General features: G+C 40.5%; 28 protein-coding genes. 24 read left to right on the forward strand and 4 right to left on the reverse strand.

The window, feature by feature from the left end; all coding sequences use genetic code 11:
• Nucleotides 1-97: 97 nt before the first annotated feature.
• On the reverse strand, nucleotides 98-1,000 hold the full coding sequence (gene galU / locus ACFOSE_RS02630) for a UTP--glucose-1-phosphate uridylyltransferase GalU (protein WP_380430149.1): 903 nt from the start codon (nucleotides 998-1,000) through the stop codon (nucleotides 98-100).
• Between the two features lie 35 nt (nucleotides 1,001-1,035).
• Nucleotides 1,036-2,058 (reverse strand): NAD(P)H-dependent glycerol-3-phosphate dehydrogenase, encoded by a 1,023-nt coding sequence (locus ACFOSE_RS02635; protein ID WP_380430151.1) that lies wholly within the window; start codon nucleotides 2,056-2,058, stop codon nucleotides 1,036-1,038.
• Nucleotides 2,059-2,331: 273 nt separating this feature from the next.
• Here ACFOSE_RS02635 and ACFOSE_RS02640 point away from each other — a divergent pair, with 273 nt between their 5' ends.
• The 8 genes from ACFOSE_RS02640 to ACFOSE_RS02675 all read left to right on the forward strand — a co-directional run bounded on the left by ACFOSE_RS02640 (nucleotide 2,332) and on the right by ACFOSE_RS02675 (nucleotide 9,321).
• Nucleotides 2,332-2,775, forward strand: a complete 444-nt coding sequence (locus ACFOSE_RS02640) for a dUTP diphosphatase (protein ID WP_380430153.1) — start codon at nucleotides 2,332-2,334, stop codon at nucleotides 2,773-2,775.
• 8 nt (nucleotides 2,776-2,783) lie between these two features.
• Nucleotides 2,784-3,251, forward strand: a complete 468-nt coding sequence (locus tag ACFOSE_RS02645) for a cysteine hydrolase family protein (RefSeq protein WP_380430155.1) — start codon at nucleotides 2,784-2,786, stop codon at nucleotides 3,249-3,251.
• Entirely contained in the window at nucleotides 3,209-4,609 is a 1,401-nt protein-coding gene (gene radA, locus ACFOSE_RS02650; RefSeq protein WP_380430158.1) for a DNA repair protein RadA, read from the forward strand. Before ACFOSE_RS02645 ends, radA begins: the two co-directional genes overlap by 43 nt.
• Before the next feature lie 90 nt (nucleotides 4,610-4,699).
• Complete coding sequence (gene rlmB / locus ACFOSE_RS02655) at nucleotides 4,700-5,452, forward strand: 23S rRNA (guanosine(2251)-2'-O)-methyltransferase RlmB (protein WP_380430160.1); 753 nt, start codon at nucleotides 4,700-4,702, stop codon at nucleotides 5,450-5,452.
• A 320-nt stretch (nucleotides 5,453-5,772) separates the two neighbouring features.
• Complete coding sequence (locus ACFOSE_RS02660; protein ID WP_380430163.1) at nucleotides 5,773-5,937, forward strand: NYN domain-containing protein; 165 nt, start codon at nucleotides 5,773-5,775, stop codon at nucleotides 5,935-5,937.
• Nucleotides 5,938-6,292: 355 nt separating this feature from the next.
• On the forward strand, nucleotides 6,293-7,153 hold the full coding sequence (locus tag ACFOSE_RS02665) for a DegV family protein (RefSeq protein WP_380430166.1): 861 nt from the start codon (nucleotides 6,293-6,295) through the stop codon (nucleotides 7,151-7,153).
• A 696-nt stretch (nucleotides 7,154-7,849) separates the two neighbouring features.
• Nucleotides 7,850-8,560 (forward strand): CPBP family intramembrane glutamic endopeptidase, encoded by a 711-nt coding sequence (locus ACFOSE_RS02670; protein WP_380430169.1) that lies wholly within the window; start codon nucleotides 7,850-7,852, stop codon nucleotides 8,558-8,560.
• Between the two features lie 92 nt (nucleotides 8,561-8,652).
• Nucleotides 8,653-9,321 (forward strand): CPBP family intramembrane glutamic endopeptidase, encoded by a 669-nt coding sequence (locus tag ACFOSE_RS02675; RefSeq protein WP_380430172.1) that lies wholly within the window; start codon nucleotides 8,653-8,655, stop codon nucleotides 9,319-9,321.
• Nucleotides 9,322-9,354: 33 nt separating this feature from the next.
• On the opposite strand, the gene proC is transcribed toward ACFOSE_RS02675, so the two are convergent.
• Nucleotides 9,355-10,125 (reverse strand): pyrroline-5-carboxylate reductase, encoded by a 771-nt coding sequence (gene proC / locus ACFOSE_RS02680; RefSeq protein WP_380430175.1) that lies wholly within the window; start codon nucleotides 10,123-10,125, stop codon nucleotides 9,355-9,357.
• 71 nt (nucleotides 10,126-10,196) lie between these two features.
• On the reverse strand, nucleotides 10,197-11,264 hold the full coding sequence (pepA, locus tag ACFOSE_RS02685) for a glutamyl aminopeptidase (RefSeq protein WP_380430177.1): 1,068 nt from the start codon (nucleotides 11,262-11,264) through the stop codon (nucleotides 10,197-10,199).
• Nucleotides 11,265-11,386: 122 nt separating this feature from the next.
• Between pepA and ACFOSE_RS02690 the strand changes: the two genes are divergently transcribed.
• The 16 genes from ACFOSE_RS02690 to groL all read left to right on the forward strand — a co-directional run bounded on the left by ACFOSE_RS02690 (nucleotide 11,387) and on the right by groL (nucleotide 23,594).
• Entirely contained in the window at nucleotides 11,387-11,677 is a 291-nt protein-coding gene (locus ACFOSE_RS02690) for a DUF4651 domain-containing protein (protein ID WP_380430180.1), read from the forward strand.
• Nucleotides 11,670-12,020, forward strand: a complete 351-nt coding sequence (locus ACFOSE_RS02695) for a thioredoxin family protein (protein WP_380430182.1) — start codon at nucleotides 11,670-11,672, stop codon at nucleotides 12,018-12,020. The genes ACFOSE_RS02690 and ACFOSE_RS02695 overlap by 8 nt, the downstream gene beginning before the upstream one ends.
• Nucleotides 12,004-12,630, forward strand: coding sequence for a YtpR family tRNA-binding protein (ytpR, locus tag ACFOSE_RS02700; RefSeq protein ID WP_380430184.1), 627 nt, complete (start codon nucleotides 12,004-12,006; stop codon nucleotides 12,628-12,630). Before ACFOSE_RS02695 ends, ytpR begins: the two co-directional genes overlap by 17 nt.
• Nucleotides 12,631-12,763: 133 nt before the next feature.
• Entirely contained in the window at nucleotides 12,764-13,159 is a 396-nt protein-coding gene (locus tag ACFOSE_RS02705; RefSeq protein WP_380430186.1) for a single-stranded DNA-binding protein, read from the forward strand.
• A gap of 152 nt (nucleotides 13,160-13,311) precedes the next feature.
• A complete protein-coding gene (locus tag ACFOSE_RS02710; RefSeq protein ID WP_380430188.1) occupies nucleotides 13,312-14,103 on the forward strand; it encodes a Cof-type HAD-IIB family hydrolase in 792 nt (263 codons plus the stop codon).
• An 8-nt stretch (nucleotides 14,104-14,111) separates the two neighbouring features.
• Nucleotides 14,112-15,071, forward strand: coding sequence for a substrate-binding domain-containing protein (locus tag ACFOSE_RS02715; protein WP_380430190.1), 960 nt, complete (start codon nucleotides 14,112-14,114; stop codon nucleotides 15,069-15,071).
• Complete coding sequence (locus tag ACFOSE_RS02720) at nucleotides 15,071-16,372, forward strand: sensor histidine kinase (protein WP_380430192.1); 1,302 nt, start codon at nucleotides 15,071-15,073, stop codon at nucleotides 16,370-16,372. Before ACFOSE_RS02715 ends, ACFOSE_RS02720 begins: the two co-directional genes overlap by 1 nt.
• Nucleotides 16,365-17,036 (forward strand): response regulator, encoded by a 672-nt coding sequence (locus tag ACFOSE_RS02725; RefSeq protein WP_380430194.1) that lies wholly within the window; start codon nucleotides 16,365-16,367, stop codon nucleotides 17,034-17,036. The genes ACFOSE_RS02720 and ACFOSE_RS02725 overlap by 8 nt, the downstream gene beginning before the upstream one ends.
• A 2-nt stretch (nucleotides 17,037-17,038) precedes the next feature.
• On the forward strand, nucleotides 17,039-18,346 hold the full coding sequence (locus ACFOSE_RS02730; protein WP_380430197.1) for an ABC transporter substrate-binding protein: 1,308 nt from the start codon (nucleotides 17,039-17,041) through the stop codon (nucleotides 18,344-18,346).
• A gap of 153 nt (nucleotides 18,347-18,499) precedes the next feature.
• Nucleotides 18,500-18,940, forward strand: a complete 441-nt coding sequence (locus ACFOSE_RS02735) for a PTS sugar transporter subunit IIA (RefSeq protein WP_380430200.1) — start codon at nucleotides 18,500-18,502, stop codon at nucleotides 18,938-18,940.
• A 21-nt stretch (nucleotides 18,941-18,961) separates the two neighbouring features.
• Nucleotides 18,962-19,456, forward strand: a complete 495-nt coding sequence (locus tag ACFOSE_RS02740; RefSeq protein ID WP_380430202.1) for a PTS system mannose/fructose/N-acetylgalactosamine-transporter subunit IIB — start codon at nucleotides 18,962-18,964, stop codon at nucleotides 19,454-19,456.
• A gap of 52 nt (nucleotides 19,457-19,508) precedes the next feature.
• Entirely contained in the window at nucleotides 19,509-20,354 is an 846-nt protein-coding gene (locus ACFOSE_RS02745; RefSeq protein ID WP_380430204.1) for a PTS mannose/fructose/sorbose/N-acetylgalactosamine transporter subunit IIC, read from the forward strand.
• Between the two features lies 1 nt (nucleotide 20,355).
• Complete coding sequence (locus ACFOSE_RS02750; RefSeq protein WP_380430207.1) at nucleotides 20,356-21,192, forward strand: PTS system mannose/fructose/sorbose family transporter subunit IID; 837 nt, start codon at nucleotides 20,356-20,358, stop codon at nucleotides 21,190-21,192.
• A gap of 17 nt (nucleotides 21,193-21,209) precedes the next feature.
• Entirely contained in the window at nucleotides 21,210-21,506 is a 297-nt protein-coding gene (locus ACFOSE_RS02755) for a DUF202 domain-containing protein (RefSeq protein ID WP_380430209.1), read from the forward strand.
• Between the two features lie 122 nt (nucleotides 21,507-21,628).
• On the forward strand, nucleotides 21,629-21,913 hold the full coding sequence (groES, locus tag ACFOSE_RS02760; RefSeq protein ID WP_380430212.1) for a co-chaperone GroES: 285 nt from the start codon (nucleotides 21,629-21,631) through the stop codon (nucleotides 21,911-21,913).
• A gap of 55 nt (nucleotides 21,914-21,968) precedes the next feature.
• Nucleotides 21,969-23,594 (forward strand): chaperonin GroEL, encoded by a 1,626-nt coding sequence (groL, locus tag ACFOSE_RS02765; RefSeq protein WP_380430214.1) that lies wholly within the window; start codon nucleotides 21,969-21,971, stop codon nucleotides 23,592-23,594.
• Nucleotides 23,595-23,904 lie beyond the last annotated feature (310 nt).

The following is a 23,904-nucleotide window of genomic DNA, read 5'->3' on the forward strand; positions in this document are numbered from 1 at the left end:
TTTAGTATACTCCTAAACAGAGCAAAAAGCTCTTAGAAATGCAATTCCAAGAGCTTTGTCTTCAGTCTGAACAATTTCCTTTTGGAAATTGTTTTTTTTAGTTATTGGAACTGTTTTCAAGTTCTTTACCTAAATTAATAATGTATTGTTTTAGTTCGTCTTTAACTTGTGGATGTCGCAGGGCATAATCAATAGAAGTTTTCATAAAACCAAATTTATCACCAACATCATAGCGGTTCCCCACAAATTCACGAGCAAAGACACGCTGAGTTTTGTTGAGTGTATCAATGGCATCGGTCAACTGTACCTCATTACCAGCCCCAGGAGCTTGTGTTTCTAAAATATCAAAAATTTCTGGAGTTAGGAGATAACGTCCGATAATGGCCAAATCGCTTGGGGCATCGTCTGGTTGAGGCTTTTCTACAAAGGTCTCAACAGAGTAAAGGCCATCCTGCCCTTCTCCTTGAGGTGCAATAACACCGTAGGCCGACACCTCTTCATGGGGAACAGGCATAACAGCAATCGTTGATGCATGGGTCTTCTTATAGTCGTTGATGAGCTGTTGGGTCAGTGGTATATTCTTGTCATCGGTGATGTCCATGAGATCATCTCCCAGCATTACCACAAAGGGCTCATCACCAACAAAGGCCTTGGCTTGTAAGACAGCATCCCCCAGACCGCGGGGATGACTTTGACGGATAAAATGGAGATTAATGGCAGTAGTATCATTGACCAGTTTAAGCAAATCAGTTTTGCCTTTTTGTTCAAGATTATATTCTAGCTCAAAATTAGAGTCAAAGTGGTCTTCGATAGAGCGTTTAGCCTTACCGGTTACTACCAAGATTTCTTCGATACCAGATTTTAGTGCTTCCTCAACGATGAATTGAATTGTTGGTTTGTCAACAATTGGCAGCATTTCCTTGGCTAGCGCCTTGGTTGCCGGCAAGAAACGTGTTCCTAAGCCGGCTGCTGGGATAACAGCTTTTCTAACTTTTGTCATAAGATTTCCTTTTTCTAAAATGTATGTGAGAATTATTAGCCTTCTTGCCACTCGTTTTCTGATCGAAGTTCATTGGACATCATATTTAGGATAGATTCCTTGATGTCGGCTCCTTCATAAATGGCTTTGTAAATAGCGGTTGTGATAGGCATATAGACACCTAGTTGTTGAGAAAGTTCATAGGCTACCTTGGTTGTTGAAATTCCTTCAATAACCATTCCCATATTTTTTTCAACATCTTCGAGTTTTTCACCGCGTCCTAAGGCATCACCAGCACGCCAATTTCGGGAATGGACGGAAGTTCCTGTAACAATCAAATCTCCAACGCCGGACAGGCCATTGTAGGTCAAGGGTTCAGCCCCCATCTTGACTCCCAAACGGGTAATTTCTGCTAATCCGCGAGTGATGACCGCGGCCTTGGCATTGTCGCCATATCCCATACCATGAAGGGCTCCAGCACCGACAGCGATAATGTTTTTAAGAGCTCCAGCTGTTTCAACACCGATAACGTCGTTATTAGTGTAAAGGCGGAAATAGCGATTACTAAAAATTTCTTGAACGTATTTAGCAGTTTCCAAATCTTTAGAAGCAGCGGTAATAAGAGTAATGTCGCGAACGATTGTCTCCTCGGCATGGCTAGGACCCGAAACCACAACGATTTCACTGCGAAGGTCAGAAGGAATCTCTTCTTCCAAGATTGTTGAGAGCCGTTCGTGCGTACCTGGCTCCAAACCTTTAGAAGCGTGGATAATCACCACCTTATGATCAAGGATTTCAGCAACTTGCTTAGCTACTAGTCGGGTGACCTTGGTCGGGACAACGAAAAGGACAGCGTCAATACCATCTAGGGCTTGATGCAAGTCTTTATAAGCCCTGATTTTATCATCAAGAACAAGATCTTTAAAGTAGAGGGTATTGGTGTGATGATTGTTAATTTCATCGATTTGTTCAGGGATATTACCCCAAATGCGTACCTCATGCCCGTTGTCATTAAGAACTTGAGCTAGGGCAGTTCCCCAAGAACCCGGTCCTAAAACAGCAATCTTTTGTTTATTCATAATGGGTCTCCATATCATAATATCTTCTTAATTATACCATAAAACGATAAAAAAAGAGCGGTTTATCCGGACTTTATCAGCTTAAAAGCAGATGGATTCTAGGGGATAAATTGCTACTGAATTTACTTATAAAAGACCAAACAGACGATAAAAAGACGGGCTTACGCGATCTTTGCTTTTGTTTTGCGAATAAATCATTTATAATAGAAGAAATTGAGGAACATATTATCATTTAATCTTGTGTTTATCACTAAAAGACTTAAGGAGTGCCCAATGAAAGTTCGCGGATTTGAATTAATTTCTGACTATAAGGATAAAGACCTGCTGCCCAAACGAGAAACAGGTCACGCAGCCGGCTACGATTTAAAAGTGGCAGAGCGGACAGAAATCCCTGCAGGAGCAATCGTTTTAGTACCGACAGGGGTTAAAGCTTATATGCAGGCTGGTGAAGTTCTCTATCTTTTCGATCGTTCTTCTAATCCTCGTAAAAAAGGATTGGTACTCATTAACTCAGTGGGGGTTATTGATGGCGATTATTATAACAATCCTAATAATGAAGGTCATATCTTTGCCCAGATGAAAAACATCACGAATGAATCAGTTGTCTTGGAAGCCGGAGAACGTATTGTTCAGGGAGTCTTTATGCCTTTTCTGCTAGCAGATGATGATGAAGCAAGGGGTATACGTACAGGCGGTTTCGGCTCAACTGGAAAGTAGGAAATAAAGTGGCAGACTATTTGCTGGTTATTGATATGCAGACGGATTATGTTGGAGAGAAAAAGGATTATCCCGCTTCACTATTAACAGCAGTCAATACTAAAATTTCAGCCTATCCCAAAGATCATGTCATCTATGTTGTTAACCGTTTTTTCTGGGAATTGAACTCTAAACCCAAAACTTTTGCTGAGGGCTTATCAGTAGTGTCTGATCATATCTTTGAAAAGCGACGCGCCTCATGCTTGACGAGCCCGGTTTTACGGGATTTTTTGGAAAATTGCGGAGCACAAAGCCTTGAAGTCATAGGTGTTGATGGCAACGGTTGTATTAAAGCTTCTGTTTTAGCTTTGGCTCAGAAGGGTTATCAGGTAACTGCCGATTTGAAGGAAATTGGTATTTTAAATCAAAAACGATTTGAAAAGACCTTAACTCAATGGCAGGCTGCTGGAATAATAACGAAAGGAGAACAATCATAGCTAAGAAAAAAAGGACTTTCGTCTGTCAAGAATGCGGCTACAATTCACCTAAATATCTGGGACGTTGTCCTAATTGTGGAAGTTGGTCAACTTTCGTTGAGGATGTTGAGGTGGCTGAGGTTAAGAACGCTCGGATTAGCTTGACAGGGGAAAAAACAAAACCAACCAAGTTAAAAGATGTCAGTTCTGTTGACTACGCTCGTACCAAGACCGGTATGGATGAATTTAACCGTGTCCTCGGCGGAGGTGTTGTGCCGGGGAGTCTGGTCCTAATCGGTGGCGATCCAGGAATTGGAAAATCTACCCTCCTTTTACAAGTATCAACTCAACTGGCTAATCAAGGAACAGTCCTCTATGTGTCTGGTGAGGAATCGGCTGAGCAGATAAAACTGCGCAGTGAACGCTTGGGAGATATTGACAATGAGTTTTATCTCTATGCCGAAACTAATATGCATAATATCCACACCGAGGTTGAACGCATTCAGCCGGATTTTTTGATTATTGATTCTATTCAAACGGTTATGAGTCCTGAAATTTCCAGTGTACAGGGTTCGGTATCCCAAGTTCGTGAGGTCACAGCTGAGTTAATGCAGTTGGCTAAGACCAATAACATTGCAACCTTCATCGTGGGGCATGTGACTAAGGAAGGGACCCTAGCAGGTCCACGAATGTTGGAACACATGGTTGATACGGTTCTTTATTTTGAAGGAAAACGCCACCATACTTTCCGTATTTTACGAGCTGTTAAAAATCGTTTTGGCTCAACTAATGAAATCGGGATTTTTGAGATGCAATCGGGAGGTCTCGTTGAGGTCCTAAACCCTAGTCAAGTTTTTTTAGAGGAGCGCTTGGACGGGGCAACAGGTTCAGCAATCGTCGTCACCATAGAAGGAACGCGTCCGATTTTGGCTGAGGTGCAGGCCCTAGTCACGCCGACTGTTTTTGGAAATGCCAAACGGACAACAACCGGACTGGATTTCAATCGTGTCAGTCTGATTATGGCGGTTTTAGAAAAGCGTTGCGGTCTTCTCCTGCAAAATCAGGATGCCTATCTCAAATCGGCTGGTGGTGTTAAGTTAGATGAACCGGCTATAGATTTGGCTGTTGCTGTGGCCATTGCTTCAAGTTACAAGGAAGCTCCAACCAATCCTCAGGACGCCTTTATTGGCGAAATTGGCTTGACTGGTGAAATCCGTCGGATTAACCGCCTTGAGCAACGAATTAAGGAAGCAGTTAAACTAGGCTTTACCAAGGTCTATGTTCCTAAAAATGCCCTTCAGGGGATTGAGATTCCTAAAGGGATTGAGGTTATTGGTGCGGCAACCGTAGGTGAAGTTCTGAAGAAAGTATTTGCTTAGTTTCCTAATTAGGGTTCTACCACAAGACTTGCCCTTCATTTTTATTCGAAGGCAACTCAAACTTTAGTTTTTAATGCTATAATAAGGATTATGAAGAATAAAATAGTAAATGAAAGCCAACGAGATGATCTAGTTTATGGTGTTCATGCGATTACCGAGAGCCTCCAAGCCAATATGGGCAACAAGCTCTATATTCAAGATGATTTGCGTGGCAAGAACGTTGATAGAATAAAGGAGCTAGCGGCTGAAAAAAAGGTTGCCATCTCTTGGACACCTAAAAAAAATCTTTCTAAAATGACAGATGGTGCTATCCATCAAGGTTTTGTCTTACGAGTTTCTGAATTTGCTTATAGCGAATTAGATGATATCTTAAAAAGAGCGCAGACTCAGGAAAATCCCCTGATTTTAATTTTAGATGGTCTCAATGATCCTCATAATTTTGGTTCAATCTTACGAACCGCCGATGCAACAGGTGTTTGTGGCGTCATTATTCCCAAGCATCGCGCAGTTGGTGTTACCCCTGTTGTTGCTAAGACCTCAACAGGAGCACTTGAGCATGTTCCCATTGCTCGTGTAACCAATCTCAGCCAAACATTAGATAAGCTCAAAGGAGCAGATTTTTGGATATTTGGTACCGATATGGACGGGATACCGAGTGACAAATGGAATACAGCTGGGAAATTAGCCCTCATCATCGGTAATGAAGGCAAAGGGATTTCTAAAAATCTCAAAAAGCAAGTAGATGAGATGATTACTGTTCCTATGACAGGTCATGTTCAAAGTCTCAATGCCAGCGTTGCTGCTGCTATTTTAATGTATGAAGTTTTTAGACATAAGTATTGAAGGGATAGTAAAAATACCTACCCTTTTATTTTGTACAGTTTTACTTAAGAGACGCAGTAGTTGGCTGGCTTTAAGTCCAGTGGACTATTAAAGCTGGGAATTCTTGAAAGCGAAGCTCTATTACCCGATTATGCCTTGCCCTACAAGGGATAGCGGAACTATGTGGAAGTAGGATAATAATTACTCATTGGATGATTTTTACCTGAACCTGAAATAAAAGAGCGAGGAGAGTCCAATTTCTCTGAAATCACCGATTTGTCTTCCACTCTTTTTAAAAGCTAATTAAGAGAGGTGTCAAGTAAGTAAAAAAACTGTTACTAGTGGACGGCTGCAACAGAATTGCTTTTTGGCAGGAAATTTGTCAACTCTTCAAAACTAACCAACTGGATACTGCAAGAAATATTCTTCTAAGTAAACTCAGCTCCTATGCTAACTTTGAAGCGATTAAATCGTCTGTGTTTTTGTACCCAATATGTACCAGCTAGTGATGAATACCAGTTGACGGTTATCTTTGCCCAAGAGAATGAAACAGCGTTTAGCACCCCTTTCGGAATCTGGTTGAAGCCGCTATAAATGGTTGAAGTCGTAAGGGGCCGATTTTTTGGTAAGGTGCTCTGGGCGCTGAGGCTCGCGAGTTAGAAGAAGGCATCGAGACGGGTTTAAGTCAAATCTGAATAAGTTAACTTAAGATATTGAGCTATATAGGCCACGTTTGGAATCTTTTGATGATAATAATTAGAGCAGCTCAAAAATTTGCTGGATGATTTGTAACTCTGGGGGTGGGAAACTCCCCTTTTTTTTGATATAATAGCCCAAGTTAATTTGCAAATGGAGATTAGAATGATCTTTAAAATAATAACAGATTCTACAGCTGACCTAAATGAGGATTGGGCAGATCAGCAAGACATCGATATTCTTGGCTTGACCATTACTTTGGATGGGAAGGATTATCCTACGGTAGGGCCTGAGCGCATTACCAGTGACGTGTTACTTGAAGCAATGAAAAATGGTGGTCAACCAACTACCAGTCAAGTTAATGTTGGCCAGTTTGAGACAGCTTTTAAAAAATATGCGCAAGAAGGGCGGCCGGTGCTTTATCTGGCCTTCTCGTCCGTTCTATCAGGGACTTATCATAGCAGTCTCATTGCCCGTGAGATGGTCTTGGAGGAATTTCCAGAAGCGATTATTGAAATCATTGATACGAGAGCAGCTGCTGGTGGTGAAGGTTACCTCTCAATAGTAGCAGCGCAGGCGCGTGATAAGGGTGCTAGTTTGGATGAAACCAAGGCAATGATTATTGATATTCTGCCACGCTTGCGGACATTTTTCTTAGTGGATAATCTCTATCACCTGATGCGCGGGGGTCGTCTCTCTAAAAGTTCTGCTGTTATTGGAAGTCTTGTTAATATCAAGCCCCTGCTTTGGTTAGATAGCGAAGGGAAATTGGTTCCTCTAGCTAAACTACGAGGTCGTAAAAAAGGTATGAAAGAGATGGTGGAGAGAGCTATCCAAGATGTTGAAGATAGCACTGCTATTGTGGCCTATGCTAATGATGAAGCGAGTGCAGAAAGTCTCAAAGAGAAATTGCTAGAGACTGACAACATTTCAGAAGTTCTGACGATGCCCTTAGGTCCTATTATTTCGGCCCATGTTGGACCAGATACCTTGGCTGTCTTTACGATTGGACAAACAGCTAGATAATACTTGGCTATAACGATTTTAAACTCTTTCTATCTTGATTTAATGACTGATAGGGAGAGTTTTTAAGATTTGATTGACAAAGCTAAGTCGATTGTGTTAATATGATAGGACAATGAGGTTTAATAATAAAATTTCTGCTTGTCACATTTTTCTTTGAAAATGAAAAATTTCCTTTACTTATCATATAAAGTGAGCCATACTATTTGTGTTAAGTTAATTTGATAACATCTTTTCATTCAAGACAAGAAAATAATTATGACCAAAAAGAATATCTCACTCAATTAAAGCAACGTTGGCTAGGGGTAAGTTTAATAACTTTATGTGCCAGTGCGACAGGGATTTTGTAGCATTGATGACCTCTATTTATCAACTCTCTATTCCTTTGATGATGACAGGCTTTATTATATTCATGATTGTTGTGATAACCTATTTTCGAAGCAGAAGAGAAAACATTTAAAATCTTGGTATCAAGCTGAAGTAAAAGAGTGGATGGAAAAATAACGATCGGCCCCCTCATTTTATTGCTTTAAGCCATTAGTCTGATGCTGACTAACCTTCGTGCATATAATCTCTTTCTTACCATTATTTCAATCATCTAATTCTGAAATAATCATAACCTTAGTTGTTAAGTCCAATAGAGTTGATTCAGAAATGAAGTAAGTTAATCTTTGTCTAATCTAAAAAGGAGACTCATTAATGATAAAACCAATTGACCGTTTTAAATATAGCGTAATAGCCATTGTTGTCTTGTTAGCAGGGCAAATAGGTCCTTCAGCCATCGGAGTTTTTGCTGGAATAAGAACTATGATAAAAACTCATGACAAGGATAGCTTGATCTCTCCTAGTCAAATGCTACCTCCAGACATCTTAGGAACTGGGATTTCTCTAGTGATTGAGTTGCTAGTGGTTGCTTTAGGAGTCTGGCTTCTCATTAAGTGGAAGTTTATTGGGAACAAGAAAATCAATTGGTGGCTTCTCATTTTAGGTGTTCCTGCCGCTTATCTTCTTATTTTCTGTCTCGAAGGTTTAATTAGCATTTTGATACGGGCAGAAGGGCAAACAAGCTCTTCTAATCAAGAGTCCCTGAATGCTATGACAAATTATGCACCAATCTTATTTTTCTTTATCATGATAGTTATAGCTGCTCCGATAATTGAAGAATTGGTCTTTCGCGGTTTGATTCAGCAACGGGTTTTTAATAACTCTTGGTTGGGCTATATTGTTAGCAGTCTGCTGTTTTGTTTAGCTCATACACCAAATAGTTGGGGAGTTGCCTTAATTTATGCCAGTATGGGCGTCATTATAGGATTTTTTGCCTTTAAGTTTAAGCGCTTGGAATATAGCATAGCCTTGCACACCTTAAATAATTTGATAGCCTTTTTTATCATGTATGGCTTCTTGCAATAAAAGTCATATAAATGGGACAGAAAAAAAGTTTGTCAATCCAGTTTTTTGGTCCCAAATCAATAACCTACTATTTAGAAGGGAATCTAAAAATAATGAAAATTGCACTTGATAAATTAAAATGGTTTCTACTAGCTATCTTCTTTTGGTATCTGGATATTTATACGCAGAAATTTTTATTTGAGGGTAAGGATTTAAAAAATACAGTCCCAGCTCTGATAGCTGTAGCTGGACTTGTACTTGTCTTGGTCTTAGTTTTTATCCTAATGAAGCTCTTGAAAGAGCCTCTATCGTTGAAAGCATTTAAAGATAGCCAAGCGGCTCTTTATATGATTGGCTTTCCGGCAGCCATAGGAATCAATCTGACTGGTGGGGTTATTCGGGTTTTATTAAATGGGTCGGCTGATACGGCCAATCAAAATGCCCTCAATAATTCTGGCATGCCTTTTTACTTACTTCTTGTTTTCGGTATCTTATTTGCCCCAATCTTAGAAGAATTGATTTTTCGCAAATGCTTGTTAGAAAAAGTTTTTGGCTTTGGCAGATGGAAATGGCTAGGATTGGCAGTGACAAGTTTCTTGTTTGGTTATGTTCATTTAATCAGCGATTTAGGAAATATTGGTGGTTGGGTTTCATACACTGGTATCGGACTTGTCTTTGGTTATGTTCTTATATGGTCTAAACGCATTGAATATAGCATAGCTATCCACATATTGATGAATGTCTTGGTTTTTCTAATGCAATTTTTAGCTACAATGCGATAAAAAAAGCCTTAGAGGCTTTTTTATTATCAGTTATTACAATTTCTTAGCTCTATCGATTGCGGCATCAATACCGGCAATAACACTGGTCGTTAATCCGTTTTTTTCAAGTTCAAGCAAGCCGGCTATTGTTGTCCCACCTGGACTTGAAATTTTATCGATTAAATCGTGAGGGCTATCATTATTAGCTATGAGATTTTGGACACTGGCCAACATGGTGTGGCTGACAATATCTAATGCTTGATTTTTAGTTAACCCATGTTTAACCCCAGCTAGACTCAGTGTCTCAATAAAGAGGTAAATGTAAGCAGGGCCGGAGCCGGCTAATGCGGTAAAAGTATCAAAATCTTTCTCAGCTATATCAAAAGTTCTTCCAAAACTATTGGTGATTTCTTTAGCTAAATCCATTAACCCTGCATCGACCTTGTCATTGCCACAGATAGCAGTTGAACTTTCAAGAATCTGTGCATTGATATTAGGCATAATTCTAATCAAAGGTAGTTTATCATCAATAAGCTCGGCCAGTCGATTTAGACTGATACCTGCGGCCATAGAAATGACAGGTTGGCGAAAGTGCAGTTTTGCTGTTATGGATGGTAAAACTTGAGGCTTCACTCCCAAAATGATCAAATCTGCTTGCTCAATCAGTGCCTGATGTTCAGAAATAGCAGTGATACCGAGCTGTTCAGCATCTTGAGCCGTTTTTTGGGGATCACGGCCGGCAGCTATTATTTCAAATGAGGTATTTTTAAGTCCTCGAATAATAGCCGTACTCATTTTACCTAGACCAATAAATCCAATTTTCATATCTATCTAAGCCCCATATCTGCCTTCTAGTACTGCTAGGAACACAGATGAGGCCTCATCCTTTCTGCTAATTAGTACTGTTTGATTAAATCAACAGTTGAACGATCTAACTTTTTGACAATGGCTTGTAAGAAGGCCTGAGCCTGATAAAAATCATCCATATTATAGAGAGCCTGGTGAGAATGAATATAGCGAGCGCAAACTCCTATGGTTGTGGATGGAATACCTTTGTTTTGTAAATGTGCAGCTCCGGCATCGGTTCCGCCCTTGGCAGTGTAGTATTGGTATTTAATCCCAGCTTCTTCTGCAGTTGTTAGTAGAAAATCGCGCATGTTTCTGAGCATGATGTGCCCCGGATCGTAGAAGCGCAACAGAATACCCTCTCCGATTTTACCTTGATCGCCATAGATATCACCGGCAGGGGAACAGTCAACCGCAAAGAAGAGTTCGGGATCAAACTGGGCGGTCGATACATGGGCTCCACGTAAGCCGACTTCTTCTTGCACATTTGCCCCGGCAATCAAGGTGTTAGTGAGTTCTTCTTGGCGAAGGTTTTCTAGCAGTTCAGTCACCATGAGAATGCCATAGCGGTTATCCCAAGCCTTACTGATGACGTTTTTACCATTAGCTGTGAGAATAGCCTTGCTATCCGGCACGATGATATCACCGGGGATGATTCCGAAACTTTCCGCTTCTGCCTTGTCCGTAAAACCACCATCAAAGATGATATCAGCTGCCTTTGGTAGACTGGCTTGTCTCTCGTTATCACGCAGCAAATGAGGTGGAGTTGACCCTGAAATAATTGGGACTTGTTCCCCAGAGTGCGTTAACAAGGTAAAGCGTTGAGAACTCATTACTAGGGGATTCCAACCTCCAATCGCAACAGCGCGCAGGGTGCCGTCCAGCTTGATGTCGCTGACCATAAAACCAACCTCATCCATGTGTGCAGCCACCATGATACGGGGAGCCTTGCTAATCGGACTGTCTTTAATACCGAATAAACCACCTAAACCATCTGTTTCCACACGCTCAACATTCGGGGTAATAGCTTGACGCAGATAATCTCTCACCTGAAATTCATGTCCAGCAATCCCGTGAAGGGCTGTTACTTCTTCAATTTTTGAAAATAAATCTGACATACTGACCTCAATTCTATACTTATATATTTTAACACAAAGTCTGTGCTTTTGAGTGAGAGATCCTTGATGACAGTCGAAGTCGTGGTTCGCCAAATAAGGGCTTTTGTGTTAAAATAAGGAGCATGAAATATAGAAAAATCTTGCTAGCATCAGGTCTTATTGGATTAGCTGGTTTGACTGCCCTAGGCTATAAACTTCAAAATAAAATTCAGGATGAAAAAGAATCTCGGGGAATAGCAGAGCTGAGGGATTTTTTCGGTCAATTAGGAACTATTCAGGTCGTCTATATCAAGTCCTATGAGTCTGCCTCCAATCAGCTGATAGGCGGTGTTGTTTTAGAGGATGGGCGTGTATTTGACTTTATCTATGATGAAAGTGGTCAAATCACTTATCAAGAGAAGATCCATGATTGAACCTAAAACACTTGAGGAATTAGCCTCCTATGTTGAAAAGCCTGATAAACAGGTTTTCTTTTTTAAAGCTGACTGGTGTCCGGATTGCCAATTTATTTATCCGGTCATGCCTGAAATTGAGGCAGAAAACCCAGAGTTTACTTTTATCAGTGTTGATTGCGATACTTATATGATCATTGCTCAGAAATGGGATGTTTTTGGGATTCCGAGTTTTGTGGTTCTGGAAAATGGTCGAGAAATTGGGAGACTGGTTAATAAACGCCGTAAGACTAAGGATGAAATCAATCAATTCCTAGCAGGATTAAATAAAGATGAAGGAAAAAACAATGATTTTTGCATATAATGAAGAACAAGTTGGCGACGTTTTAATGGTTATTTTACAAGATACCAAGAATGTCAAACGCAGTGTAGAGCGTCGAGGTAAAATAGCCCGTATATTTGCTCAGGATAGTGGTGAAACTCTTGCTTGGAATATCTTTAATGTCTCTTATCTTATTGAAATTAATGGTAAGGGACAGATTTTCCCATCAACCGATGCTGTGGCTATTTTAAATATAGAATTAGCCAAGGAAGATTTTGAAGAAAAACTCGAAGCTACACCGACACCGGTTTTCGTTGTGGGACAAATCATAGAAATGACGCCTCATCCAGACAGTGATCACCTGAATATTTGTCAAGTACAAATCGCTGAGGATAAGATGGTGCAAATTGTTGCGGGTGCACCTAATGCAGCTGTGGGGCTCAAAACAATTGTGGCTTTGCCTGGCGCTATGATGCCAAATGGCAGTCTCATCTTCCCTGGAAAGCTCCGTGGTCAAGATAGCTATGGCATGATGTGTTCACCGCGCGAATTAGCCCTGCCTAACGCTCCGCAGAAGCTCGGAATTATCGAACTAGATGATGATACTGCCATTGGAGAAGCCTTCGATGCTCAAAAGCATTGGAAAAACTAAATAGAAAATGTGAGGGGGGACCAAACTCAAAATCAAAGATTTTGGATTAGTTGTTCCACTTTCATTTTTGATAGTTAAGATAAAAATTCATTTTCTCTCTCAACTTACGAATAAGAAGATAGGAGGTGAAAATATGTATAATAAAGTGATTTTGATTGGACGTTTGACAGCAACCCCAGAAATGGCTAAGACGCCTTCAGAACGATCGGTCACTCATGTAACCCTTGCTGTCAATCGACGCTTTAAAGATCAAAAAGGCGAGCGTCAGGCTGATTTTGTTAATGTGGTTATCTGGGGGAGACTGGCTGAAACTCTGACTTCCTATGCCGGTAAGGGGAGTTTGCTTTCATTGGATGGCGAACTGCGGACACGAAAATATGAAAAAGATGGGCAGATGCACTATGTTACAGAGGTTCTAGCACAATCCTTCCAACTTTTAGAGAGTCGTGCCCAGCGTGCTTTACGTGAAAACAATGGTGCCAATGAACTGAGCGACCTTGTTTTAGAAGAGGAAGAACTGCCTTTTTAAATCTCAGTTAGCTTTCCCGACAAATATCTGACTTTCATATATTAAATAGCCTGAAATAGAAATATTTCAGGTCGTTTTTATATTATTAGTGTTGCAGAATCTAGGCCTAGAAAATGTTATAATAGAGATAACTGAAACTAGGAGGTCAACTGATGAAGATTATCTTTAGTGATATTGATGGGACATTGCTCAATCATGACCATCTTGTGACAAGAGAGACGCAGCAAGCTATTAGAGCTTGTGCTGCCAAAAACATTTATTTTGTGCCAGTTTCTGCCCGTATGCCAGAGGCCATCCAGCCTATTATGGATAGTATCGGGATTACCAGTCCCCTGATTGCTTACAATGGCGCCTTAATTCAGGCTCAAGATGGTAGTGTTATTGATTCAAAAACCATGCCTGCTGACAAGGTTTTTGAAATTTGTCAGTTAATAGAAAAAGAAGATAAAAGCTTAGCTTGGAATATCTACAGTTACCAAAATTGGTTTTCTTCTCACCAAGCTCATAATTTGGTTAGAAATGAAGAACTTGTGGTTGGGCTAGAATCCCAAACTAGGAGTCTGGCAGAATTGTCCTCTTTAAATGAAGCACACAAGGTTCTCATTATGTGCCCGCCAGAAAAGACAGAACAAGTATTGAACAAGCTGAAAGAGCAGTTTCCCGAACTCTCCATCGCCAGGTCCTTACCGCATTTAATTGAAATTATGGCAACTGGTATTGATAAAGGACAGGCTGTTACAACCTTAGCTACTTATTATGATGTTCCAATGGCACAGACCATGGCTTTTGGTGATAACTACAATGATTTGGAGATGTTGGAGACAGTGGGTCAAGGTGTTGTAATGGGGAATGCTCCAGAGCCGCTTAAAGAGTGTATCGGGAAGGTGACCCTTGACCACAATCATGACGGTATTGCCAGAGTCTTAGAAGAAGAGATTTTATAGGTGATTGTGTGAAAAAGCATACATTTATATTGGGGAATTTCCTGATAGCTTTACTCTTTATCGGTATTTCTTACGCCTATTATCACTATCAGCCGGCTGTTCAAGGACAAAGGAAGATAGGGGTGACCTATATGACGATGAATAACAGCTTCTATAGCTATCTTAATTCCCAGATAAAAAAGGTAACAGATGAAAAAGGGGATGTTCTTTTGCTACGCGATCCTGCCATGGACAGCTCTAAGCAGGCAGAACAGGTGAACGACTTTGTCGATCAGCAGGTGGATGCTCTCATTATTAATCCGGTCAATGGTGGGGATAATAAGAGGTTGCAGGCAGCAGTGAGACGGGCCAAAAAATCAGGTATCAAAGTTGTGGCTTTGGATAGTCAGATTACTGATAATCTAGCAGATACGACGGTTGTATCTGATAACTATCATGCCGGCGTTTTATTAGGGAAGCATCTAATGGGCAGCAAGTCATCAGCTACCATTTATCTATTAGCTCATGAAAATACCTATTCGGCTGATGAGCGTTTGCAGGGTTTTAAGGATACCTTGTCGGGGTACAAGGCCTATCAGATTGTTGGTCAAGCCAATGCTCAGGGGCAGACTGAATTAGCCATGCCTTTGACCGAAAAGGCTCTGGCGAAAAATCCTAAAATCAACACTATTATGGCAATCAATGATCGCAGTGCTATCGGAGCTTTAGCGGCATTGGAGAACCTTAATTTATCCAAAAATACGGCTGTTTATAGTGTTGATGGTTCGCCGGATATCAAATCACTGATTTCTAAGAAGGATAATAATCTAGTCACTGTTGCTCAATTTCCTACTCAAATGGCTAATCAAAGTATCACAGCTGCCTATAAACTTTTGGATGGGAAAAAGGTTGAAAAAACGATTACTATTCCAGTTAAATTAGTTGATAAGGATAACATTTCTCATTACAATCTAACGGGGTGGGAATAATGACAAGCCAAAGAGTTATCAATATATCGCGTTATATCCTCGTCGTGATCAACTTCTTAGCCATTTGGAATATCGGCATGACCTATCTCTTGAGCAGTAAGTATATTGTTGCCCATCATTTAAGCCAATCCCTGCTGGAAAATTTGGAGGTTGCTCCTCAGTCGCCCACTTTAGTTTTTTTCACTTCATTGGGGGGTTATCTCTGCCTTGTTGGAGTCATTTATTTGAGAGCCAGGAGAACTTCGATTGGCTTGCTCATGTTGGAAATTTTTCTCATGTTGAGCGTTTTCGTAACCCTACAGTATTCCTATAATGGTATCATTTTACTAGTATTTTTGGATATTTTTTATAGTTTAGATTATACCATCTTGCAGCGTAAACGCAGTTGGGCCCTGGTTCTATTCATCAGTTCTCTGCTACTTTTACTGTCGGACAACGATGTCTTATCCAGTATGATTAAAATTCCTGATGTAGATACTTATTTAAATTTTTATGCTGATAGAACCCAGTTTGGATTTAAGTTGATCAAGAATTTGCTCTATTCTTTAAATCTAGTTGCGTTTTTTGGTTCTTTCATTTTTTATATTGTTATCAGTGCCAGAGAACGGCAGGAGATGCAGGAAAAATTACAAGAAATTTCCAAAATCAATGAAGACCTCAATGCCTATGCGGATTTGACCGAAAAAATAACGGAAGATAGAGAACGTAAGCGCATCGCCCGTGAAATCCACGATACTTTGGGGCACGCTTTGACTGGTATTTCCTCTGGTATGGATGCTGTTTCCGTCTTGATTGATATGAACCCAGATAAGGCCAAGGAGCAGGTCAATAAGATGTCTCTGGTCGTCAGAAATAGTATCCAAGATGTTAGACGATCACTCAATCGACTTAGACCAGAAGCCTTAGAAGGTCATACCTTAAGAGGAGCTTTAGAAAATATGTTAGTCGAGTACCAGAGTCTTTCCAAGCTTAAAATTGAATTCATTTATGATTGGGGAGATGCTGATTTAGACATTACCACTGAAGATATTATTTTTCGGGCTATTCAAGAATCAGTGACTAATTCTCTACGCCATGGCCATGCTAATCAGGTAGTAGTTCATTGCTATCAAGATGAGCATTATTATCGCATCACCATCCGAGATGATGGCATGGGCTGTGAGCATATTAATGTTGGCTACGGTCTCATGCAGATGAAGGAACGGCTCAGTATGGTTGGCGGTAGTGTTATTTATGATGGCAGCCAAGGCTTTTTGACACAAATTATTATCCCAAGAACGAAAGGAACTAATCATGATTAAGGTGATGATTGCAGATGATCAGGAATTGATTCGGGATTCCCTCCAAATTATTCTCTCAGCCCATGATGATATCGAAGTTGTTGGCACTGCTAGCAATGGTTTTGAAGTACTTGAAGCTATTGCATCCGAACGTCCAGATGTTATTTTAATGGATATTCGGATGCCTAAGATGGATGGGGTCATGTGTACCCAGAGGGTTAAAGAATTGCATCCTGAGGTAAAAATCATTATTCTAACAACTTTTGATGATGATGATTTTATTTTTAGTGCCTTAAAATTTGGAGCGTCTGGCTATTTGCTTAAAGGGGTTTCTACAGATGAACTCTATCAGGCTGTTGTTACTGTCTATGATGGCAAATCAATGCTCAATCCTGACATTGCTACCAAGGTTTTTAAAATTTTCTCACAAATGGCACAATCTAATCTGAATATTCAAGTTGAAGATACTCAGGTTTCCGATTTGTCAAAAACAGATTGGCGTATTATCCAACAAATAGGCTTTGGTCTATCCAATAAGGAAATTGCTACCAAACTCTATCTATCCGAAGGGACGATTAGAAATTACCTCTCTAATATTCTGTCAAAATTATCCTTGAGGGATCGAACGCAGTTGGCTATTTGGGCAGTACAGACTGGTGTAACAACCCATAATTTTGAGGATTAAATATGGATATATCAAAGTTAAAAAATCTTAACTGGCGCTTTTGGTCTGGTCTTCTTTTGGTCTTGATGGCGCTTTCTAACTTGGTATATTGGAGTCAGTTTCATATTATCCGTTTAGAGATAGGTCTTTACACCGATAGTAGTTGGGATGTTCCTACAGACGAAGGAACAAAGATGATTGATCAGGCGATTAGGGAATTTGAGAAAAAGCACCCCAAGGTTGATGTGGTTTATGAAAGTGGTATTGATAAAGCTGGTTATAGCAGCTGGCTTTCAGACAAAATTATTTTGGGCGAGACCCCAGATGTTTTTATGTTACCCGATGGTAGTTTCAATTCCTTGGCTCAAGATAAGGTTTTGCTCAATCTTAATCCTTATATGAACCGATTGGACACTAATGATTTTTATCCGGCTAGTTTAAAAGCTGGTCAGTATCAGGGAACGAGTTATAGTCTACCCTATGAAAATAACGTTATGATGCTCTGCATCAACAAAGATTTACTGGAAGCTGCTGATATTGAGATACCTTCGTCTGGTTGGAGTTTGGATGAATTCTATCAGCTCTGTAAGAAGTTGTCACGAGATACAGATGGTGATGGACAGTTGGATCAGTTTGGGGTCACAGATTATAGTTGGCAGGATGCCATATCTGCCCATGGTCTATCTATCTTTTCAAATGAGCCTTCAGGGTCAGTTTCTATCAATAATGAAGGTATTAAGTCTGCTTTGGATTTCTACACTAAATTAGACAAATTATCCGGCGCAACCAAGGTCAGCTCTGATGATTTTGATAAAGGGAAAGTAGCTTTTATGCCGATGACCTTAGCAGAATATCGAACTTATAAACCTTATCCCTATCACATTTCTAAATACTCTTCCTTTGAGTGGACCTGTGTTCAAATGCCAGTCAAGTCAAAAAAGGTGGTACCTAATCAGTTACAAACCTCGCTTTTTGGTATTTCTTCTAAAAGTCAGTATAAGGACTTAGCATGGGAATTCATGACCTTACTGACAAAAGACGACTATCAGACCAAGCTGATGATAGAGTCATCAGGGGCTTCTGTGAAGAAGAGTGTTGTTCAGAATGATACGATTGCAAAACAATTCAGTAGAGACAATTTCGGGAGCAGTGCTCTTACAACAGACACGTTAGATGGGATGTTGTCACGGTCCAGAGTCCAGCCAAGTAATTCTCAATCCCAAGAGATTATGGATAAAGCAGACTATCTGATTACCCAGTCAATAACTAAAGGAACGCTGGATGGTGACCTTCAAGATATTCAGGAGAAACTCAATAATCAGAAGAACTAGGACATGTGGAATCTCATCTCCCTAATGTTTTTGCTAAAATGTGACAAATGTCAATTATTGAGTGAGGATTGTCAATGACAGAAAGTGACAATCTACAATTTTAAAACGCTTTCAGTTTTTGTAAAATATAGACAATTAAAGAAGGAGGGTCCTATGAAGTATCTAGTATTAGTCAGTCATGGTGGCTTAGCTGAAGGTCTCAAGACCTCATTAGCTATGTTTGCTGGTGATAAAATTAATCAAGTTCTAGCCTTTGGCTTGAAGGATGGTAAATCAGTTGATGAATTTGCTGTTGAAGTCAAGGAAGATCTGGCAGCACAAACCAAGCCAGAAGACGATTTTATCATTTTAGCTGATATTGTCGGCGGCAGTCCCTTGACAACTTTCCTCAATGTTCTCGAGGAAAAAGGTAAATTGGGTACAGCAGTTGTTATTGGAGGAATGAACTTAACAGCAGCTTTAACCGCAGTTGTTATGAAAGATTTAGCTGAAGGCGATGCCTTGGCGGAAAATATCCTGTCAGAAGCTTCCTCTGCCCTTCAACAATTTAAAGTCGCTGCGGCTGAAGCAGACGACGAAGATGATGATATTTAAAATAAAAAGGAGAATTTATTCATGTCTATATCATTTGTACGTATTGATGACCGTATGATCCACGGTCAAACTGTAACACGTTGGGCAAAAGAATACCCATGTGATGGACTTATCGCCGTTAACGACGCAGCAGCTGGCAATAAGGTGCTTGTTCAAGCTTATAAAGGTGCTTCCGATAAGAAAACCTTTGTTTGGACTAAAGAAGCCTTCAAACAAAAATCTCAGAAGGTTTTAGAATCTGATAGTCGTTATTTCTTGATTACAAAGAATCCTATTGATATGAAAGAAATCTTGGTTGATCAAGGTTTTGTTCCTGATGATATTAAAGAAATTATCGTTGGTCCGGCTAACGATCGTCCAGGAGCAGTTAAACTTGGCAACAACCAATCAATTACTCAAGAAGAGGCAGATGCTATTGAAGCGATCGAACAAGCTGGCTATAAGGTGAAATTCCAACTTCTACCAGATGTTTCAATCGGTTACTGGTCTGACTTCAAGAGTAAGTTTGGCTATTAAATAAAATAATAGAGGACAATTTGTCCTTACCAAATAGAAAAGGAGAAATGTTATGACAATTTCTTGGATACAGGCCGCTATTTTAGGCCTATTCGCTAGTTTGTCTTCTATGCCTGGTATGGGTGGTTCCAGTATTGGTAACTACACTCTGGGCCGTCCCTTAGTCGGGGGTCTCGTCTGCGGTATTGTTCTTGGAGATCTCAAGACAGGTATTGTTTGTGGGGTTGCTATGCAACTGGTTTACATCGCTCTGGTAACACCCGGCGGTACTGTATCAGCCGATGTTCGTGCGGTATCCTATATCGGGATTCCGCTTGCCATGGTAGCTATTCACTCACAAGGACTGTCTGCCACTTCTACTGATGCGGCTAACCTAGCTAAATCAATGGGGACTCTGGTAGGAACAGTCGGTACCGTTCTTTTCTACGGAACAGCTACTATGAACTTGGTTTGGCAGCACATCGGTTGGAAAGCTGTTGAAAATAGACAATATAAACGTCTTTATACTGTGGATTGGGGACTTCCTTGGATTTCACATTTCATCTTCTCATTCCTGCCAACTTTAATCATGTGTAAGTTAGGTGCAGACGCCGTAACAGCTCTTAAAACCGCACTTCCAATGGACGGCATTCCAATGAAAACCCTCTTTACAGTAGGTTCGCTGCTTCCATGTGTGGGGATTGCCATCCTCTTAAAACAAATTGTTGAAAAACCCGTTGACTTTGTACCGTTCTTTGTTGGCTTTACTCTTGCCGCATCACTTGGTCTGAACTTAGTATCAAGTGCTGTTATCTCACTTATCTTCGCTGTTATCTTCTATGAAATTGCCAGCGTGCGCAACATGAAAGTAGCGGCAGCAGGCAGTGCTGACTTTGATGACGATGAGGAGGATATTTAAAATGGCTCAAAAGAAAATTACCAAGAAAACATTAACAAAATCATTCCACCATTGGTATTATGGTCACTTAACCTGTTTTTCTCAAGAACATATGCAGACTTTTGGTTACTTGACCTCCATGCTGCCAATCGTTGAAGAACTCTATGATAATGAAGATGATAAGGCACGTTCTATGCAAACTTATACGGCCTTCTTCAATACTGAACCACAATTAGGTTCCCTCGTTGTCGGTGTTACTGCTGGTTTGGAAGAAGCTCGTGCCAACGGAGCTGATGGTGTTGATGACGAAACAATCAATGGTCTGCGTGCCGGACTTATGGGCCCTATAGCTGGTATTGGTGACTCTCTTGTTGTTGGTACCTTGATTCCTATTATCTTGGGTATTGCTCTTGGTTTATCATCAAATGGATCACCAGTCGGTGCCATCTTCTATATCATTGTTTGGAACCTACTGGCCTACTTTGGTATGCGCTTTGCCTACTTCAAGGGGTATGAACTTGGTGATAAAGCCGTTGAAGTTTTGGTTGGTCCTCAAGGACAAGCTATCCGTAAATCCGTTGCTATTGTCGGTGGTATGGTTGTTGGTGCCGTTGCTGCTACTTGGGTACCTATCACAACAGCTTTTGAATTAAAAAATTCTTCTGGGAAAACGTTCTTGGTTCTGCAAGATCAATTGGACGGCGTTTATCCAGGTTTCTTGACAGCTGCCTTTGTAGTCTTTTGTTGGTGGCTAATGGCTAAGAAAAATATTTCACCAATTATGGTTATGCTGCTCTTGGTTGTAATCGCCTTCCTCGGTGTTATAACTGGTTTCTTCAATCCAGGATTGAAGTACTAAAATAACTTGGAGTGATTATGCTGACAGAAAAAGAATTTGTAGATGGCTATGAGAAAGAGATTACCTATCAAAAGCACATGATTGAAAATTTGGGGCGTTGGTTTACTCTGATGTTTCTCATCGCTAGTATAGGTGTCATTCTGGTCTATACCCTCTCAGCACATTTGATCGCTCTGATTATAGGAATCATCTTAATTGTTCTGGGTGTCTTAGGAATGCTCATATTTGGTTATGGTATCTACAAGGGGCGTCTTAATGTTCAAAGGGTTATAGATGATTTTGAAGAAAAGCTAAATCAGGCTAAAATAAAATAACTAAAAAAACTTTGCCAAAAGGTAGAGTTTTTTCTTGACTAATTCTGACCAAATGCTAAAATAATAGATGTAATTAGCACTTATAACATAAGAGTGCTAAAAATTAATTGATGGAGGATATTATGTTAAAACCATTAGGTGATCGTATTGTTGTTAAATTTGAAGAGGCAGAAGAGAAAACTGCTGGTGGTTTTGTTCTGGCAGGAGCCAGTCACGAAGCGACAAAGACTGCAACGGTTGTCTCTGTCGGTCAAGGAATGCGTACATTGACGGGAGAGCTGATAGCACCGAATGTTGCTGCTGGAGATAAAGTTTTAGTGGAAAATAATGCCGGTCTTGAAGTGAAAGATGGTCAAGATAAGGTTGCAATTGTTCGCGAAACAGATATTTTAGCAGTATTAGTCTAAGTTTTGGAGAGAAAGGAAAATAAGTCTATCGTACAGATGGATTTGGTAGTATATTATGGCAAAAGATATTAAATTTTCAGCAGATGCACGCACAGCTATGGTACGTGGTGTAGATACTCTGGCAGATACAGTAAAGGTAACGCTTGGCCCTAAGGGACGCAATGTTGTCTTGGAGAAATCATTTGGTTCTCCTTTAATTACCAATGATGGTGTGACTATCGCCAAGGAAATTGAGTTGGAAGACCATTTTGAAAATATGGGAGCCAAGTTGGTTTCAGAAGTGGCTTCGAAAACCAACGATATTGCTGGTGATGGTACAACAACAGCTACCGTGTTAACTCAAGCGATTGTTCGTGAAGGTCTAAAAAATGTCACAGCAGGTGCTAACCCAATTGGTATCCGTCGTGGAATTGAGACAGCTGTTGAGACAGCCGTTGAAGAATTGAAAGTTATCGCTCAGCCGGTCGCCAATAAGGAGGCTATCGCTCAGGTCGCTGCTGTCTCTTCACGCTCTGAAAAAGTTGGGGAATATATTTCAGAAGCCATGGAACGTGTAGGTAATGATGGTGTCATCACTATTGAAGAATCACGCGGTATGGAAACTGAGCTAGATGTAGTTGAAGGAATGCAATTTGATCGTGGTTACCTCTCACAATATATGGTAACAGATAATGAGAAGATGGTTGCTGATCTTGATAATCCTTATATCCTCATTACAGATAAGAAGATTTCAAATATCCAAGATGTCCTGCCTTTATTGGAAGAAGTACTTAAAATGAGCCGTCCTCTATTGATTATTGCTGACGATGTAGATGGTGAAGCTCTCCCTACTCTGGTTCTCAATAAGATCCGTGGAACTTTCAATGTTGTTGCAGTCAAGGCACCAGGGTTTGGTGACCGCCGTAAGGCTATGTTGGAAGATATTGCCATTTTAACAGGTGCTACAGTCATCACTGAAGATTTAGGTTTAGAACTCAAAGATGCCACTGTATCTTCTTTAGGACAAGCAGCTAAGATTACGGTGGACAAAGATTCAACTGTTATTGTTGAAGGAGCCGGTGAAGCTTCCGCTATCGCTAACCGTGTTGCTTTAATCAAGTCGCAGTTGGAAACAACAACGTCTGACTTTGATCGCGAAAAATTACAAGAACGCTTAGCTAAATTATCAGGTGGTGTTGCTGTTATTAAAGTTGGAGCAGCAACTGAGACTGAACTAAAAGAAATGAAACTTCGAATTGAAGATGCGCTCAACGCAACACGTGCAGCGGTTGAAGAAGGTATTGTTTCCGGTGGGGGTACAGCTCTTGTCAATGTCATTGAAAAGGTTGCTGCACTTGATTTAGAAGGAGATGAAGCTACTGGTCGCAATATTGTTTTACGCGCCCTTGAAGAACCGGTTCGTCAGATTGCTGCAAATGCTGGTTATGAGGGCTCAGTGATTATCGAAAAACTCAAGAGCAGCCAAGTAGGAATAGGCTTCAATGCGTCTAATGGTGAATGGGTTGATATGGTTGCTACCGGTATTATTGATCCTGTGAAGGTTAGTCGTTCAGCTTTACAAAATGCTGCATCAGTGGCCAGTCTCATCTTAACAACAGAAGCTGTTGTCGCTGACCAGCCAGAAGAAGCTGCTCCGGCTGCACCAGCCATGGATCCATCAATGATGGGCGGTATGATGTAGTAAGGTTAAAGTTTTTAAGAGATTATTGACAATAAAAATGGTGTCCTCAATTGGCACTGCCCCCCTAACATGAGACAGAAGAAAAACACTCCTGTTGAAATCTAGTAAACTAGAAACAGGAGTGTTTTGTTATGATCAAAAAAGCCTATTCGTTAGAAACTAAGTTAGCCTGCATTGAAATGAAAAAGGCAGGTAAGTCCAATAAGGTCATCATGGAGACCTTGGGAATTAAGAATGATAGTCAAATCTACACCTGGATGAGATGGTATGAGAATGATGAAATGCATCGTTTCCATCAACCTGTGGGGAA

The sequence above is a fragment of the Streptococcus dentapri genome (genome assembly GCF_042649885.1).
Lineage (GTDB): Bacteria > Bacillota > Bacilli > Lactobacillales > Streptococcaceae > Streptococcus > Streptococcus dentapri.